At 61.2% G+C, this 15,300-nt stretch carries 15 protein-coding genes; 8 read left to right on the top strand and 7 right to left on the bottom strand.

What is annotated here, in order from left to right:
* The first annotated feature begins 673 nt into the window (after positions 1-673).
* From ACIOAU_RS13045 to ACIOAU_RS13030, 4 genes are all read left to right on the top strand, one after another.
* Complete coding sequence (locus ACIOAU_RS13045; protein WP_401182382.1) at positions 674-1,237, top strand: type 1 glutamine amidotransferase domain-containing protein; 564 nt, start codon at positions 674-676, stop codon at positions 1,235-1,237.
* 405 nt (positions 1,238-1,642) lie between these two features.
* Positions 1,643-2,653, top strand: a complete 1,011-nt coding sequence (gene dusA, locus ACIOAU_RS13040; RefSeq protein ID WP_401182379.1) for a tRNA dihydrouridine(20/20a) synthase DusA — start codon at positions 1,643-1,645, stop codon at positions 2,651-2,653.
* Between the two features lie 244 nt (positions 2,654-2,897).
* Positions 2,898-3,824, top strand: coding sequence for a transaldolase (tal, locus tag ACIOAU_RS13035; RefSeq protein ID WP_401182376.1), 927 nt, complete (start codon positions 2,898-2,900; stop codon positions 3,822-3,824).
* 102 nt (positions 3,825-3,926) lie between these two features.
* On the top strand, positions 3,927-5,804 hold the full coding sequence (locus ACIOAU_RS13030) for an alkaline phosphatase D family protein (RefSeq protein ID WP_401182373.1): 1,878 nt from the start codon (positions 3,927-3,929) through the stop codon (positions 5,802-5,804).
* Positions 5,805-5,838: 34 nt separating this feature from the next.
* Here ACIOAU_RS13030 and rssC read toward each other — a convergent pair whose 3' ends face one another.
* The 3 genes from rssC to ACIOAU_RS13015 form a co-directional block, all read right to left on the bottom strand.
* A complete protein-coding gene (gene rssC, locus ACIOAU_RS13025; protein ID WP_101321154.1) occupies positions 5,839-6,321 on the bottom strand; it encodes an anti-sigma factor antagonist RssC in 483 nt (160 codons plus the stop codon).
* Positions 6,318-7,502, bottom strand: coding sequence for a two-component system response regulator RssB (gene rssB / locus ACIOAU_RS13020; protein ID WP_101321156.1), 1,185 nt, complete (start codon positions 7,500-7,502; stop codon positions 6,318-6,320). The genes rssC and rssB overlap by 4 nt, the downstream gene beginning before the upstream one ends.
* Before the next feature lie 319 nt (positions 7,503-7,821).
* The gene (locus tag ACIOAU_RS13015) at positions 7,822-8,529 is read right to left on the bottom strand and encodes a VacJ family lipoprotein (protein ID WP_101321158.1); all 708 of its coding nucleotides are present in this window, start codon (positions 8,527-8,529) and stop codon (positions 7,822-7,824) included.
* A gap of 190 nt (positions 8,530-8,719) precedes the next feature.
* On the opposite strand from ACIOAU_RS13015, the gene ACIOAU_RS13010 reads away from it, so the two are divergent.
* Together ACIOAU_RS13010 and ACIOAU_RS13005 are read left to right on the top strand one after the other, a co-directional pair.
* Positions 8,720-9,277, top strand: a complete 558-nt coding sequence (locus tag ACIOAU_RS13010) for a phosphonoacetaldehyde phosphonohydrolase-related protein (RefSeq protein WP_101321161.1) — start codon at positions 8,720-8,722, stop codon at positions 9,275-9,277.
* 122 nt (positions 9,278-9,399) lie between these two features.
* Positions 9,400-9,663 (top strand): DUF4404 family protein, encoded by a 264-nt coding sequence (locus ACIOAU_RS13005; protein ID WP_101321164.1) that lies wholly within the window; start codon positions 9,400-9,402, stop codon positions 9,661-9,663.
* Between the two features lie 46 nt (positions 9,664-9,709).
* Here ACIOAU_RS13005 and queF read toward each other — a convergent pair whose 3' ends face one another.
* Together queF and ACIOAU_RS12995 are read right to left on the bottom strand one after the other, a co-directional pair.
* Complete coding sequence (gene queF / locus ACIOAU_RS13000) at positions 9,710-10,540, bottom strand: NADPH-dependent 7-cyano-7-deazaguanine reductase QueF (protein WP_101321166.1); 831 nt, start codon at positions 10,538-10,540, stop codon at positions 9,710-9,712.
* A 66-nt stretch (positions 10,541-10,606) separates the two neighbouring features.
* Positions 10,607-11,098: a plastocyanin/azurin family copper-binding protein gene (locus ACIOAU_RS12995; RefSeq protein ID WP_401182367.1), complete on the bottom strand. Its 492-nt coding sequence runs from the start codon at positions 11,096-11,098 to the stop codon at positions 10,607-10,609.
* Between the two features lie 151 nt (positions 11,099-11,249).
* On the opposite strand from ACIOAU_RS12995, the gene ACIOAU_RS12990 reads away from it, so the two are divergent.
* Positions 11,250-11,930: a heavy metal response regulator transcription factor gene (locus tag ACIOAU_RS12990; RefSeq protein WP_401182364.1), complete on the top strand. Its 681-nt coding sequence runs from the start codon at positions 11,250-11,252 to the stop codon at positions 11,928-11,930.
* Positions 11,927-13,330 (top strand): heavy metal sensor histidine kinase, encoded by a 1,404-nt coding sequence (locus ACIOAU_RS12985; RefSeq protein ID WP_401182558.1) that lies wholly within the window; start codon positions 11,927-11,929, stop codon positions 13,328-13,330. Before ACIOAU_RS12990 ends, ACIOAU_RS12985 begins: the two co-directional genes overlap by 4 nt.
* Here the strand turns inward: ACIOAU_RS12985 and ACIOAU_RS12980 are convergent.
* Entirely contained in the window at positions 13,308-14,552 is a 1,245-nt protein-coding gene (locus ACIOAU_RS12980) for a lipoprotein-releasing ABC transporter permease subunit (protein ID WP_401182361.1), read from the bottom strand. The two genes, ACIOAU_RS12985 and ACIOAU_RS12980, sit on opposite strands and share 23 nt — an antisense overlap.
* Positions 14,553-14,613: 61 nt before the next feature.
* On the bottom strand, positions 14,614-15,297 hold the full coding sequence (gene lolD, locus ACIOAU_RS12975) for a lipoprotein-releasing ABC transporter ATP-binding protein LolD (protein WP_178080783.1): 684 nt from the start codon (positions 15,295-15,297) through the stop codon (positions 14,614-14,616).
* Between the last annotated feature and the right edge of the window lie 3 nt (positions 15,298-15,300).

Here is a 15,300-nt window from a genome sequence, read left to right as displayed (position 1 = left end):
CGCGTCATATCGACCGAGCTGAGATTGAATCAAACCGCGAGATACACAAGCTTGCGCCGGCGTGGACTGCGGCGGAATCGCCACCACGGTTTCGCAGCCGCTGCAGACGCCCACAAGAATATCTCGCGCCTGGCCTTGGCCGTCGCTGAATGGCACGTCGCGACGCCCGTATACATACGAAATCCATCGTACATTACTGCAGTTTGGTCCAGCCCGCCTGTAGAGCCATCCCTTTTGAAGTGTTCTGAAAGTGCACTTGTCGTGAGGTCGTCGGGGGCGCTATGCGCCCCTTTCGCGACACAAGGCCGCTCCTACACAGACGGCGCCGTGCAGTAAATTTCGCCTACTGATCAAAATCAGGCTGCACGCCGCCCTGTAGGAGCGGCCTTGTGTCGCGAAAGGGGCGCGCAGCGGCCCCAGCAATCTCAAGCCAGACAAAAATTCAGATAAATGCAGAGCCCTTGAGGGAATGCCCTTCAGAGCGGAGCAACCAATGGTCGTCCATTGCATGCCTCTGACCTTAGATCGACACCGCTTGAGTCAGGCGCACCTGGCACCCGCGTGAATCCAGCTGAACTTTCGAAACCGCCCTGCCCTCCCATTTTTACGAGTCGGGGAAAAGCACCGACCGAACCATTTCCACCACCTTGATCGAGAGGACCGAGTGACCACCATGAGTAATCAACTGGCAGGCAAGAAGGTACTGTTCATCACCGCAAACACCGGCATCGAACGCGATGAGCTGGTCAAACCGCTGGAAGCGCTGAAGGCTCAGGGTGCGGAAGTCACCCACGGGTCGAGCGAGGGCGGCACAACGCAGACGTTCGTTGGCGACACCGAGAAGGATCGCACCGTCGAGTCCCAGACCGCTCTGCCTGGGCTCAAGGCGGCAGACTTCGATGCGCTTGTGATTCCAGGCGGTACGGTCAATGCCGATACGCTGCGATTGGACGAGAACGCTCAGCGTTTGGTGAGGGAGTTCGCCGATGCGGGCAAGGTGATCGCTGCGATCTGCCATGGCCCTTGGGTGTTGATCAATGCCGGGGTTATTCCGGGCAAGACCCTCACCTCGTACCCTAGTGTTAGGCTTGACCTTGAAAATGCCGGGGCTGAAGGTTGGGTCGATGCTGAGGTGAAACAGTGCGAGGCCAATGGCTGGACCCTGATTACTTCACGGACGCCGAAGGACATTCCAGCCTTCAATGACGCTATCGCTGCGGCGATTGAAGGGAAATAAGGTACGCACAGATGGTAGCCCGCGTGGGTTGCCATCATTCCCTGCTCGTTTTTTCCGCCATAAACGGCTGATGTAAGTCATATGGCACCCATCCGATCGGATGCATGCTCCAGCGCCCAGTGAACTGCCAAGGGCGCACATGCCATTTTTCGTAATCACTTCACCTCTAGTCGCCTCGTTCGAGCCTATCAAGGTGATCGCGGGCGAAATTGCGGGCTTCTTGGTAGACTACGGCATCCTTTCAGGCTGGTAAGGGCGATGCAGCTAACCGATCCGTCAGCCTTATTACTTGCTCTCATTGTTGCCATCTCGACGGAGCCGGCGCGCCCAGCAGTGGAACCGCTCTCTCCGCTGTCATAACAAGGCGCCTACTCGTAGAAATGGTACGGACATGCGTAGACCAGAATGCCCCTAGAATCAGCCTCAAACCCACAAACCAAGCGCCCTGAGCCGTCACGCCGCTTCAGCGTTGCACCGATGATGGATTGGACCGACCGCCACTGCCGGTACTTCCTGCGCCTGCTCTCCCAGCACACCCTGCTCTACACCGAAATGGTCACCACCGGCGCCCTGCTGCACAACGACGCTGACCGTTTCCTGCGCCATGACGTCTCCGAGCACCCGCTCGCCTTGCAACTCGGCGGCAGCAACCCGGCCGACCTGGCCGCGTGCGCAAAACTCGCGCAGGCAGCAGGCTATGACGAGGTCAACCTCAACGTCGGTTGCCCAAGCGACCGGGTGCAGAACAACATGATCGGCGCCTGCCTGATGGCCCATCCGGCGCTGGTAGCCGATTGCGTCAAGGCAATGCGCGATGCGGTGTCCACGCCGATTACGGTCAAGCACCGAATCGGCATCAACGGCCGCGACAGCTACGCCGAGTTGTGCGACTTCGTTGGCCAGGTGCGTGACGCCGGCTGCCAGAGCTTTACCGTACACGCGCGGATCGCGATTCTCGAGGGCCTCTCGCCCAAGGAAAACCGCGATATCCCGCCGCTGCGCTATGACGTTGCCGCGCAGCTGAAGACCGACTTCCCCGACCTGGAAATCATCCTCAACGGCGGCATCAAGACGCTTGATGAATGCCGCACTCATCTGCAGACCTTCGATGGTGTGATGCTCGGCCGCGAGGCCTATCACAACCCGTACTTGCTGGCCGAGGTCGACCAACAGTTATTTGGCAGCACCGCGCCGGTAGTCACCCGCAGCGAGGCGATGGCGCGCCTGCGGCCTTACATCGTCGCGCACATCGAAAGCGGCGGTGCGATGCATCACATCACTCGGCATATCCTCGGCCTCGGCCAGGGCTTCCCGGGGGCGCGGCGGTTCCGGCAGTTGCTGTCGGCAGACATCCACAAGACCGACCAACCGCTGGCGGTGCTGGATCAGGCGGCCGAGCTGCTGCAGGGCCGTTGAGCCGTCGGGCGGGAATGGATGGAACCCTGAGCACGGCTACGACTCGAACGTGCACACTTTCTTCAGCGCTGGGGCTGCGGCTCGCCGTCGGCCCCTGAGCTAACCCGCCGTCCCTCGTGTTTAGCTCTGCCTGATCAAGGTTTCGCGCTATTTCACGAGGGGCATGCTCGGCCTGCCCTGACGCCCCTTGAGCGCTGCTCCGGGCTCGGGTAATGTCGAGCCATTGCACAGGACAGAGCACGCCATGACTTCCAAGCTGGAACAACTCAAGCAGTTCACCACCGTGGTCGCCGACACTGGCGATCTGGATGCCATCACCCGGCTGCAGCCGGAAGATGCCACCACCAACCCTTCGCTATTGCTCAAGGCTGCTGGTATTGCTGGCTATGCCGACTTGCTCAAGCAGGTGAAGGCGGATGCCAAAGGCGATGTTGGCCTTGCCTGTGACAAGTTCTCGGTAGCGGTAGGTAGCGGAATCCTTAAAGTCATCCCGGGGCGGATTTCGACCGAGGTCGATGCGCGCTTGTCGTTTGACGAAGATGCGCTGCTGGCCAAGGCGCGCCAACTGATTGCGCTGTATGACGCAGCCGGTGTTGGCCGTGATCGGGTGCTGATCAAGCTGGCGTCGACCTGGGAAGGTATCCGTGCTGCCGAGAAGCTGGAGAAGGAAGGCATCCAGACCAACCTGACCCTGCTGTTCTCCTTCGCCCAGGCGCAGGCCTGTGCCGACGCTGGGGTATTCCTGATTTCGCCATTCGTTGGGCGTATCTACGACTGGTACAAGAAGAGCACCGGCAAAGAATATGTCGGCGCTGACGATCCGGGCGTGCAGTCGGTAACCCGTATCTACGACTACTACAAAACCAACGGCTACAACACCGTGGTGATGGGCGCGAGCTTCCGCAATATCGGCCAGATCGAGCATCTGGCCGGCTGCGACCGGCTGACCATCAGCCCTGAGCTGCTGCAGCAGTTGAGCGAAGACCACGGCAAGCTGCCGCGCATCCTCAAGCCTGGCAATGCCGGTGAAGCCAAGCAGCAACTGAACGAAAGCCAGTTCCGCTGGGCGATGAACGAAGACGCCATGGCCACCGAGAAGCTGGCCGAGGGTATTCGCCAGTTCGCCCGCGATCAGGAGAAGCTGGAAGCGCTGATGGCAGACAAGGCTTGATACAAATCTGCGCGTAAGCAACAGGCGGGAAATGCCGAGCATTTTCCGCCGTTTTTTTGCCTGTGAGATAATCCCCGGCTTGACCGAGCTGTTGAGTTGTCGATGACGCCCTCCCCTGAATCGTTACCCCTTGTCCTCGCTGGCCCGGTACTGCGCCGCCTGGAGCCTCAGCGCCTGGCGATCTGGCTGGTTGGAACGCAACCGCTGCAGCTGGACTTCGTCCTTGAACACCCCGGTGTCACTGCTCAGATTAATTGCCAGACCGTGCCCATCGGCAGGTCGGCTTTTATCCACCTGCTGGATATCCATTTCGACACCGCGCTGCCGTTTGACGTGGCCCTCGAATACGACTTGCTGCTCGATTCGGGCGAAGGCATTGCCAGCTGGGCGCCGCACCTGCTCTACCCCGGCGCCAGCCGACCGAGCCTGGTGCTGCGTGAGCGCATCGACCAACTGCTGCATGGCTCCTGCCGCAAGCCTCATCACCCGGCGGCCGACGGTCTGCTCTGCGCCGACCGTTTGCTGCAAGCGAACCCAAATCCGCAGCAGCGGCCTGCGGTACTGATGATGACCGGCGACCAGGTTTACGCCGACGATGTCGCCGGGCCGATGCTGCGTGCGATTCACAGTTTGATCGAGCGTCTGGGGTTATTCGAGGAAAGCCTGGAAGGTGCGCTGGTCGCTGACAGCGCCGAGCTCTACGGCCACCCTGCCTGTTATTACCACCGCGCCGATCTGCTGCCCGCACAGGAAGATAACGAGACCCTGCGTGAGCGCTTCTTTGGCGGCAAGCGCAAGCCGATCTTCTCCTCCAGCAACGCTGACAACCATCTGGTGACCTTCGCCGAGGTGATGGCGATGTACCTGCTGGTGTGGTCACCAACGCCCTGGAGCCTGGTGCAGATGGACATGCCGGCGGGGCTGACCGACAAGCGCCAGGCGCGCTATCAGGAAGAGCTGCCGCTGATCGAGGGCTTTGTTGCAGGGCTGGGTCAGGTCGCTAGGGTCATGGCGCATCTGCCGTGCCTGATGATCTTCGATGACCACGACATCACCGATGACTGGAACCTGTCGGCGCAGTGGGAGGAGACCGCTTATGGCCATCCGTTCTCGCGGCGGATCATCGGCAATGCCCTGCTCGGCTACCTGCTCTGCCAGGGCTGGGGTAACGACCCGGACAGTTGCGCGCCACTGCTGGAGCATTACTGCGGCCTGGCCGAGCAACATCTGGCCAAGCAAGCGCAGGATGCACTGATTGGCGAACTGCTGCGCTTTCAGGGCTGGCAGTTCAGCCTGCCGACCACCCCGCCGCTACTGGTGCTGGACACCCGCACCCGGCGCTGGCGTAGCGAGAACAGCCTGAGCAAGCCTTCTGGCCTGCTCGACTGGGAAGCGCTGTGCGAGCTGCAGCAGGCATTGCTTGACCACCCTTCGGCGATCATCGTGTCACCGGCGCCGATCTTCGGCGTCAAGCTGATCGAGGCGGTGCAGCGGGTGTTCAGCTGGCTGGGTTATCCGCTGCTGGTCGACGCTGAAAACTGGATGGCGCACCGCGGCGCGGCGCAGGTCATCCTGAATATCTTCCGCCACTCGCGCACCCCGGGGCATTACGTGGTGCTGTCAGGCGACGTGCATTATTCGTTTGTCTATGAAGTGATGATCCGCCATCGCCAGCACAACCCGCACCTGTGGCAGGTCACCAGCAGCGGCATCAAGAACCAGTTTCCGCAGCGTTTGCTGGATGTGCTTGATCGGCTCAACCGCTGGCTGTATTCGCCGCGCTCGCCCCTGAACTGGTTTACCAAGCGGCGCCTGATGGAAGTCGCACCACGCCTGCCGAGCCGCAGCAAGGCCGGCGAGCGGCTGTGGAACAGCGCGGGGCTGGGGCAGGTGTTTTTCACCGCTGACGGCCAGCCAGAGCGGGTGTTCCAGCTCAATGCGGATGGCTCAGAGGCTAATGAGTTCTTGCGTGATCAGTGAGCAGCTGCGGTGATCAGTTCACCGCAGTCGAGGCTCAGGAGCGCTCGAGCGCGCTGACCAGGTCATGGAAGGCTTCACGATTGGAGTCGTTCAGGCCCATGAGGATGCGGTGTGCTTCAAGCACCTTGGAGCGTACAACCTCTTCGCTCTGGTCTTGCGACGGCAGGTCGGTCAGGCACTCTGGGCAGGGGATCGGCCGACCCACAATGTTGAACACCTGATCGAAACCCATCGACTGCAGCAAGCGTGAGATATCCGGATTGGTGGTGACCACGGTCGGCAACAGACCCACCTTCTGCCGGGACAGAATGGACAATTTGGCCAACAGCCCCAGGGTGGTGCTGTCGATGCTTTCGGTTTCGGTCAGATCGATGACGATGGCCGAGAAATTCAGCGCAGTGAAGATTTTCTCGATCGTCGCATCCAAAGCCGAACACAAGGTCAGGCGTACTTCACCGACAAACTTCAGTACAAAGGTACCGCTTTGCTCGGCGAACTGGATTCTACCGGTACTCATTGAAGGTTCCTGCTTAACACCAATAGGGCGATATCATCCGGCATCTCCCCAAGCGTAGCCAATCCGAAACGTTGGCGCAGCCCATCCAGGCTACCCCCTGCTGCTTTGACGATCTCCGGCAAGGCAGCTTCTTTATCTTTGAGCGTGTTACCGGGCAAAAGGTCCAGAATCCCGTCCGACATCAGGCTGAGGCTGAACTGCGCGGGCAGTTCGACCACCAGATCCTGATAGGTGGCTTCTTCGAACAACCCCACCGGCAGGCCGCGGCCTTCGAGGTAGCGCGTGTGCTCTGGGGTATACAGCACCGGCATTGGCAGGTGGCCACCGACGGCGTAGGTCAAAAGGCCGGTGTCTTCGTCGATGACGCCACCGACCATGGTCACATGCTTGCCCAGCTTGCAGTTGATCAGGCCACGGTTGATGTGACTGAGCACTTCCGAAGGCTTGAAATCGCGCATCTTGCCGCCACGCTTGAATTCGAACATCAGGCGGGTGGTCATGAATTTCAATAGTACGGTCACGAACGCCGACGAAGCACCATGGCCGGATACGTCGGCCAGGTAGAACGCGATACGCCGCTCATCCACGCGGAAGTAGTCGGCAAAGTCGCCCGACAGGTACAGCGACGGGATGATCTGGTGCTCGAAGGAGAACTCGCCGGCTACCCACGGGCTCTCGGGCAGCATGTTCATCTGCACCTGGCGCCCTGCGGTCTGGTCTTCCTGCAGCAGGTGCAGGCTGGCCTCGAGCTCGCGATTGGCGGTTTCCAGTTTGTCGCGATAGCGCTGGTTTTCGACCAGCAGGCGCGAACGGTCAAGCGCACGGTGCACCGAGTGCTCCAGCACTGCCAGGTCCTCGAGCGGCTTGATCAGGTAATCGTCAGCGCCCAGGCGCAGAGCCTCGACAGCGTCGCTCATGACACCGGCACCCGACACCACGATCACCGGCAACTGCGGGGCCACTTCGCTGATCCGACGGATCAACTCAAGGCCGCCCATCTGCGGCATGCGCAGATCGCAGATCACGAGATCGGGCTGGTGTTGTTCGAAGACCTGAAGCCCCTGCTGGCCATTGCCGGCCTGGAGGACGCTAAAGCCGCTGTCTTCGAGATACGCGGCGAGGCTCGCACGGACCACGTCGTCGTCATCGATAATCAGCAGCGTTGCACTGGTTTTCTGCATGTGGGCGAACGGCGCCGGATTAGGTTTGCGTAGGATCGTCGCAATTGCGCCTATCACTACTGGAATACTGTTTGGCTGCTCTACTTATAGAGTTGTAGGACAAGAACCCTTGTCCGGCAACAGCAGAGGTGCCCTGTCAGGCGCAGACGGTACTCCCATCCGCCGGGGGTTTCAAGCATGCGCGAGTCGGCTTGATTACACAGCGTTTGGCAAATTGCTGGTAGTTATAAGAAATGTGTTTGAGGTAACCCGATGGATGGTCGCAAGGCCCGTTGCGGGCCCAGCTTTGGGGCTGCTTTGCAGCCCCAGCTACCCAGACTTAGAAGTCGTCTTCGACTTCGCCATCCTTGACCTTGAACTCGCGGTTCTGCAGGTAGGCGTTGCGGATGAACACGTACTTGTCGCCACTGATCAGCTTTTCAGCCGAGAGCAGGCTGGCACGGGTGTCAACCAGGTCTACCCCCAGCGTCGTGTTGCGGGTCGGTACATGATCGATGTAGCGGTACGGCTTGGTGTAGCTGTCCGGGTACTTGGCCAGGCCGTCACGCACGGTGCTCGGGCCGAGCAGCGGAATGACCACGTAGGGGCCACTTGCGACGCCCCAGTAACCGAGCGTCTGACCGAAGTCTTCGTCGTTGCGCTGCAGGCCCATGCGGGTACCCACATCGAACAGGCCGCCAATACCGAAGGTGGTGTTGACGATCAAGCGGGCAGTGTCGACGCCAGCAGCGTGGGGCTTGAGCTGCAGAATGTTGTTGGCCAGGTTGGTGACATCGCCGATGTTGCGAAAGACGTTGTGAATGCCGTCTTCGACGAACTGCGGGGTGATCGCCTGATAGCCTTGGGCCAACGGCTTGAATGCATAGGTGTCGATCGTATCGTTGAACCGGAAGATCGGCCGATTGACCGCCTCCCAGGGATCTTCTTCGGTAGCTGCCTGCGTAGCAGCCACGGGCGCCAGCAACAGACTGGCGCAGACACAGGCCTGGGTGATTCGCTCGATCACACTGGCGCCGATCCTATGCATAGATGTTTCTCCATCAAGATTCACGGTCGCAGATGCGCGTTTGCTCTGCTGAGTTTGGGCGACAGTATAAAGCGTCGACGGCTGATAAACAGCTTCGCTGAGTATTGCTCGATATTTTGTTAGTAACTGTTGCTACGTCATCTACGTGTAACAGTCGCTACTTAGTCTGACTATTTTCAGGGAAGTTGCCATGCACGACGCACCCGCCTTCACCGCTGTGCTTTTCGGGCTGCGTGGCTGCCTGGTGGAAACCGCCAATGACGTGTCTGCGCCAGCGCCTGGCGCGCTGGCCATGCTGGCTGACCTGCACAGCCAGCAGGTGCCTTGCATCTGGCTGGATGAGCCCGGCACCGGCGAGTCATTGACCAGGGTGCTGCCGAGTTGGCTGCCGGGGCATTCGACCCCTTCCCTGCCCTGGCCGGCACCGAATGCCTGCTGGCAGGCGCTGATGCAGCTCAACAGCGCGAAGCTCGATGGCAGCGTGCTGGTCAGCGGTGATCCGCGCTTGCTTGAATCTGCGCTCAAAGCCGGTTTGTGGACTATCGGCCTGGCGGCATGCAGTCCCCGCTGCGAGGCCTCGTCGAAGCGCTGGCAGGCGATGACCGCCCAAGACCAGCAAGCGAATCGCGGCAAGGCCACCCTTGAGCTGTTCAGGCTCGGCGCGCATTCGGTGATCGATCATCTGGAAGCGCTACAACCGTGCCTGGCAGATATCGCCCAACGCCGCCGCAAAGGTGAAAAACCCTGATACAGGCGGCTTGACGCGGATCATGCAAAGCCGTGGCGAGTGGATTACGCTTGAGGCATGCGCGAACCTTTGCCCAATGGCCGAGGTCCATGCTTTGCCAAGTCATAGAGGGAGAACACCTGATGCCTGCCCGCGAATTGCAAGAGCAGCTCGATAGCCTGCGCGATCAACTGGATCGCAACCCGCCGCTCACGCTGGAAGAGCGCGACAACCTGCACAGCCTGATGCAACAGATCGAGGCGCAGATCAAACTGGAAGAAGCCACCCAGGACACCAACCTGGTCGACGGCGTCAACCTCGCCGTCGAGCGCTTCGAGGTGGCCCACCCCGACCTTACCGCCACGCTGCGCAACATCGCCAACAGCTTGCACAGCATGGGCATCTGAATCAGGCGGGGCCGACGCGGCACTCATATGCCCCGTCGGCCCACTATTACTGCCGAACCAGACGCAGGTTTTGCGGGCTGATCGGCCCGGTGCTGCGGTACGGGTTGATATCCAGCCCACCGCGACGCACATACCGCGCGTACACCGTCAGGTGCTCAGGCTGCAGCAAGCGCTTGAGGTCCAGATAGATCCGCTCGACGCACTGCTCATGGAAGTCAGCGTGCTGGCGGAAGCTCACCAGATACGTCAGCAAGCTGGCGTGATCCAGCGCCAGGCCCTTGTACTTGACTACCACCGTGCCCCAGTCAGGCTGGCCCGTCACCGGGCAATTGGACTTGAGCAGGTGGCTGTGCACCGTCTCTTCCACTACTTGGGTTGAATCGCACTGCAACAGTTGCGGCTGCGGTTGCTCGTAGTTGCTGATCGCGACATCGAGTTCGTCAATGCACACCCCAGGCAATGCCACTACACCTTCACTCTGCACTTCTGCCAGGCTGCGCACGCGCACCGTCACTGGCGCGCCCGCGGCGGCAGACAAGTCTTTCTCCAGGCAAGCCTGCAGCTCAGCGCTGCTGGCAAAGGCCGTCTGGTTAAGCGAGTTGAGGTACAGCTTGAACGACTTCGATTCGATGATATTCGGTGACTGTGCCGGGATGGCGAACTCACCGATGGCCACCACCGGCTTGCCGGACGGCAACAGCCAGGACAGCTCGAAGCAGTTCCAGTAGTCAACGCCCTGCCACGGCAGGGCGTCGCCACTGACACCGAGCTCGGCCCACTTGGCCAGGCGCGGAATCGGGAACAGCAGCGACGGGGTGTAGGTTGCAATGTATTCACTGGATTTACCCAGCGGAGAGTCTTCGGCAGCGGGATGCATGGTCAGGACCTGGAAAAAACGGATGCGCCCAGTTTACCGGTTTTGCAGCCCGCCTTGGGTCCGAACTCACTCGATGGTCAGCGGCCCGACCATCCCGGCCTGATAATGCCCCGGCACGTTGCAGGCAAACTCGATCGGCGCAGCGCTACGGAAGGTCCAGGTCAGCTCACCGCGCTGGCCGGGCTGCAGCAGCAAGGTGTTGCCGCTGTCGTGGCCGTGTTCACCATGGCCCATCTGGCTGTGATCCATGCCCCCGGTGAACAGTTTGCCCTGCATCGCCACCATCTGTTTCTGATGCTCTGCGTGCATGGCCTTGTCGCCCAGGTTGAACTCGTGGGGCAACTGGCCCTGGTTGATCAGCACGAAACGCACGGTCTCGCCGGCCTTGACCTGCAAACTGCTGGGCTCAAAGGCGATGTCCTTAAGCACCACCTCAACCGTGCGAGTGGCCTTGGCCGCTGGCGCTGGCTCACCGAAAGCGAAGCTGGTGCGCTCGGCGTCAGCCCAGCCCGAGGTGCTGAACAGCGCGAAGGCAGCGGCGATGAACAGGTGTTTCATATCTACTCCGATAATGACGGCAATGGCGTGCCACTCTGCGCTGGCGCAGCTGGCAACTGGCTGACCGCAAGATTACAACTTTGTCAGCTTGGCTTGAGAGCGGGTTCGTCACGTATGATTTCCACTACTCCCTGACCGACGCAAAAACCTGATGAAACTGCTGATCGTCGAAGACCAGGTCAAGACTGGCCAATACCTGCAACAAGGCCTCACCGAGGCCGGCTTTGCCTGCGAGCTCAGCGCCGACGGCGAAACCGGGCTGCACCTGGCGCTGACCGGCGATCATGCCCTGCTGATTCTTGATGTGATGCTGCCAGGCCGCAGCGGTTGGCAGATTCTGCAGGCGGTACGCCAGGCAGGGCTCGCCACCCCAGTATTGTTCCTCACCGCCCGCGACGCTGTGGAGGACCGCGTACATGGCCTGGAACTGGGCGCAGACGACTATCTGGTCAAGCCGTTCGCCTTCTCCGAGCTGCTGGCCCGCGTGCGCAGCTTGCTGCGCCGAGGCGGCGCCGGGGTGCAGGACACCACCCTGGCCTTGGCGGACCTGCGCCTGGACTTGATCCGCCGCCGCGCCGAGCGTGCCGGCCAGCGCGTCGACCTCACCGCCAAGGAGTTCGCCCTGCTGGAATTGCTATTGCGCCGTCAGGGCGAGGTGCTGCCCAAGTCGTTGCTTGCCTCGCAGGTGTGGGACATGAACTTCGACAGCGACACCAACGTCATCGAAGTGGCCATCCGCAGGCTGCGGCTGAAGATCGACGACGGTCACGCCAGCAAGCTGATACACACGGTGCGTGGCATGGGTTATGTACTCGAAGAGCGCCAGGACTGATGCGCCGGATATCCCTCGGCAGCCGCCTCGCTCTGCTGTTTGCTGCCTGTACCGCGGCGGTTTCGCTTGGCGCCGGCGTGCTCTTCACCCAAGCCAGCGAGCAGCATTTCATCGAGTTGGATGAGCAGCTGCTCGACACTCGCCTGACGCAGTTACGCGAGCAACTTACCGGTCTCCAGACACAGCAGCAGGTAGTCGACAGGCTCCCCGAGCTACGGAGCCAATTCAACCTCCAGACCGATGTCGCACTGCGCATCAGCAGCGGCACGGGCGAAGCCTGGTTCGAAAGCCGGCCAGGTTTGCCCGATGCCAACCAGTCTGCACAACTGAAGACACTGCAGGCCGGCGGCGTCGACTATCACGGCTTGTCGGCGCCATTGATCGAGCATGACCCACAGTCACCGCAACTGACCGTGCTGCTCGACATCACCCATCACCAGCACTTCTTGCAGAGCATGCAGCGCTTGATCTGGCTAACGGTGGGTCTGTCGGCACTGGCCACGGCATTGCTCGGCGCCTGGGCGGTACGCCGCGGCTTGCGCCCGTTGCGCCAGATCGGCGCGGTGGCGGCGAGCGTCAACGCTCGTTCGCTGACCACACGTCTGCCAGTGGCGCAGATGCCCGAGGAGTTGGCTCAGCTGGCAGAAAGCATGAATGCAATGCTGCAGCGGCTGGACGATGCGTTTCAACGGCTGTCGGCGTTCTCCGCGGACATCGCCCATGAACTGCGCACGCCGTTGTCGAACCTGCTGACCCACACTCAGGTAACGCTAACCCGCCCACGCAGCCTGGACGAATATCGCGAGGCCTTGCATGGCAACCTTGAGGAGCTGCAATGGATGGCGCAGCTGGTCAACGACATGCTCTACCTGGCCAAGGCTGAGCACGGCCTGCTGGTGCCAGAACAGCAGGTGCTGGACCTTGCCTCGGAAGTGGATGCACTGCTGGAGTACTACGCGCCACTGGCTGAGGACGCTGGAGTGACCCTGCTCCGCGAAGGTGAGCTGGTGATTGAGGGCGATCGGCAGATGTTGCGGCGGGCGTTTTCCAACTTGCTGGAAAATGCGCTGCGGTTTGCTGGAGTAGGTGGCGTGGTGAAGGTGCATTTACAAGCTGGAGGGCAAGTTACGGTCGCCAATACCGGTGTGGCGATTGAAGCAGCGGCTGCGCAGCGCTTGTTTGATCGATTCTACCGCGGGGATTCGGCACGGGCCGAAGGAGGCGCTGAGCACGCCGGGCTGGGCCTGGCAATTACCCGTTCGATCGTCCTCGCCCATGGTGGCGGGATTCAGGTGGAGTGCGAAGCAGGATGGACGCGGTTTGTGATTGATTTCGGCAAGGGGCCGCACAGCGACCCCAAAGATACCAACGCCGCCCTTACTCGTAACGCAATGCCATAGCCGGCTCGATCTGCGAAGCCCGGTAAGCCGGATACACAGTCGCCAGGAAGCTCATCACCAAGCCCGCCGTACAGATCATCAGCACATCCCCCCACTGCAACTGCGAAGGCAAGCTGCTGATGAAATACACATCGGAGGTGAAGATGTGCTGGCCGCTGACCCGCTCCAGCCAGCCAACGATCTGACTCACGTTGATCGCCGCAATTACCCCCAGCACCCCGCCAATCAGCGTGCCGACCACACCGATCAAGCTGCCCTGAACCATGAACGTGCCCATGATCTGCATCGGCGTGGCGCCAATGGTGCGCAGGATGGCGATATCCGCGCCCTTGTCGTTCACCACCATCACCAGGGTGGCGATGATATTGAACGCCGCCACCGCGATGATCATCATCAGCAGCAAGCCGATCATGGTCTTTTCCATCTTCATGGCGCTGAAAAGGCTGCCCTGGGTGTGCGACCAGTCATCGGCGTGGTAGGCATCGCCCAACTGCCCGGCGATGGCCTTGGACACCTGCGGCGCCGCGTACAGGTCCTGAAGTTTGAGCCGCACGCCCTGCACGCTGCCCGGCGCCCAGCGCTGCATCTCGGCGGCGTCGGCCACGTTGATATAAGCCTGCGAGCCATCCAGCTCGGCACCCACTTTGAAGATGCCGACCACGGTCAGGCGCTGCATGCGTGGCGTGATACCACCCGGGGCCTTGCTGATTTCCGGCACGATCAAAGTCAGTTTGTCACCGGTGTTGAGCCGGAAGCGCCGCGCCGTCAGCTCGCCGATCACCACCCCGTATTCACCCGGGACCAGATCCTGCAACGCGCCCTGGACGATATGCTGGCCGACGATCGACACCTTGCCCTCTTCGGCCGGCTCGATCCCGCTGACCTGAATCGGCTGCATCGCGCCTTTGTACGAGAGCATGCCTTCCATTTCGGTGACCGGCGCCGCAGCGACCACTGCCGGGTTCCTCAGCGCTGCGTCAGCCACACTGCGCCAGTCGCTCAGCGGCTGCGCGCCAAGGATGCTCGCATGCGGCACCAGGCCAAGAATGCGTGAGCTCATTTCGCGCTGGAAGCCGTTCATCACCGACAGCACCACGATCATGGCCAGCACGCCCAGGGACAAGCCGATCATCGAAGTCATCGAGATGAACGAGATGAAGTGATTGCGGCGCTTGGCACGGGTGTAGCGAGCACCGATGAACAAGGGCAAGGGTCTGAACATGTACGAGAACACCCAATGAACAAAAGTTGCGGAGTGGAACATTCCACCCCGGGCAGTCGACTCAGATCGCCACCAGGTGGCCATCTTCCAGCTTGAGCACGCGATCCATCTGCCGCGCCAGGCTCAGGTCGTGGGTCACCACCAGGAACGCAGTGCGCGATGAGCTGGAAAGCTCTTGCATCAGTTCCTGAATGCCCTGCGCAGTGTGATGGTCGAGGTTGCCGGTCGGCTCATCGAGCATCACCAGCCCCGGCCGATTGACCAGAGCGCGGGCGATCGCCACACGCTGGCGCTCACCACCGGACAGCTCGGCCGGTTTGTGGCTCAGGCGATGGCCGAGGCCGACCCGCTTGAGCAAGGCCTCGGCACGCTCGCGCGCTTCCGGGATCGGCGTGCGCCCGATCAGCAGCGGCATGCACACGTTTTCCAGCGCCGTGAACTCGGCCAGCAGGTGGTGAAACTGATACACGAAGCCCAGCGCACGGTTGCGCAGCAGGCCACGGGCGCGCTCGCCCAGTGCCGACAACTCTTCGCCAGCCAGCCACACGCTGCCTTGGCTCGGCGTGTCGAGGCCGCCCAGCAAGTTGAGCAAGGTACTCTTGCCGGAACCGGAGCTGCCGACAATCGCCACCCGCTCACCCGGCAGCAGTTCAAGCTGCAGATTGGCCAGCACCTGCACCGACTCCGGGCCCTCGTCGTAGGACTTGCCCAGGTTGCGGCAACTCAGAACGGCTTTATCACTCATGCG

The sequence above is a fragment of the Pseudomonas sp. NPDC088322 genome (genome assembly GCF_044740745.1).
GTDB lineage: Bacteria > Pseudomonadota > Gammaproteobacteria > Pseudomonadales > Pseudomonadaceae > Aquipseudomonas > Aquipseudomonas shirazensis.
Note: the sequence above shows the minus strand (reverse complement) of the source record. Positions and strands in the feature narration are given on the sequence as shown.

What these genes read in the sequence shown, in the direction of transcription:
- rssC (WP_101321154.1), bottom strand. Translation starts at nt 6,321, where the DNA reads ATGAGTACCGGTAGAATCCAGTTCGCCGAGCAAAGCGGTACCTTTGTA.
- dusA (WP_401182379.1), top strand. Translation starts at nt 1,643, where the DNA reads ATGCCCCTAGAATCAGCCTCAAACCCACAAACCAAGCGCCCTGAGCCG.
- ACIOAU_RS13015 (WP_101321158.1), bottom strand. Translation starts at nt 8,529, where the DNA reads ATGCATAGGATCGGCGCCAGTGTGATCGAGCGAATCACCCAGGCCTGT.
- lolD (WP_178080783.1), bottom strand. Translation starts at nt 15,297, where the DNA reads ATGAGTGATAAAGCCGTTCTGAGTTGCCGCAACCTGGGCAAGTCCTAC.
- ACIOAU_RS13030 (WP_401182373.1), top strand. Translation starts at nt 3,927, where the DNA reads ATGACGCCCTCCCCTGAATCGTTACCCCTTGTCCTCGCTGGCCCGGTA.
- ACIOAU_RS13005 (WP_101321164.1), top strand. Translation starts at nt 9,400, where the DNA reads ATGCCTGCCCGCGAATTGCAAGAGCAGCTCGATAGCCTGCGCGATCAA.
- ACIOAU_RS12980 (WP_401182361.1), bottom strand. Translation starts at nt 14,552, where the DNA reads ATGTTCAGACCCTTGCCCTTGTTCATCGGTGCTCGCTACACCCGTGCC.
- ACIOAU_RS13010 (WP_101321161.1), top strand. Translation starts at nt 8,720, where the DNA reads ATGCACGACGCACCCGCCTTCACCGCTGTGCTTTTCGGGCTGCGTGGC.
- queF (WP_101321166.1), bottom strand. Translation starts at nt 10,540, where the DNA reads ATGCATCCCGCTGCCGAAGACTCTCCGCTGGGTAAATCCAGTGAATAC.
- ACIOAU_RS13045 (WP_401182382.1), top strand. Translation starts at nt 674, where the DNA reads ATGAGTAATCAACTGGCAGGCAAGAAGGTACTGTTCATCACCGCAAAC.
- rssB (WP_101321156.1), bottom strand. Translation starts at nt 7,502, where the DNA reads ATGCAGAAAACCAGTGCAACGCTGCTGATTATCGATGACGACGACGTG.
- ACIOAU_RS12990 (WP_401182364.1), top strand. Translation starts at nt 11,250, where the DNA reads ATGAAACTGCTGATCGTCGAAGACCAGGTCAAGACTGGCCAATACCTG.
- ACIOAU_RS12995 (WP_401182367.1), bottom strand. Translation starts at nt 11,098, where the DNA reads ATGAAACACCTGTTCATCGCCGCTGCCTTCGCGCTGTTCAGCACCTCG.
- tal (WP_401182376.1), top strand. Translation starts at nt 2,898, where the DNA reads ATGACTTCCAAGCTGGAACAACTCAAGCAGTTCACCACCGTGGTCGCC.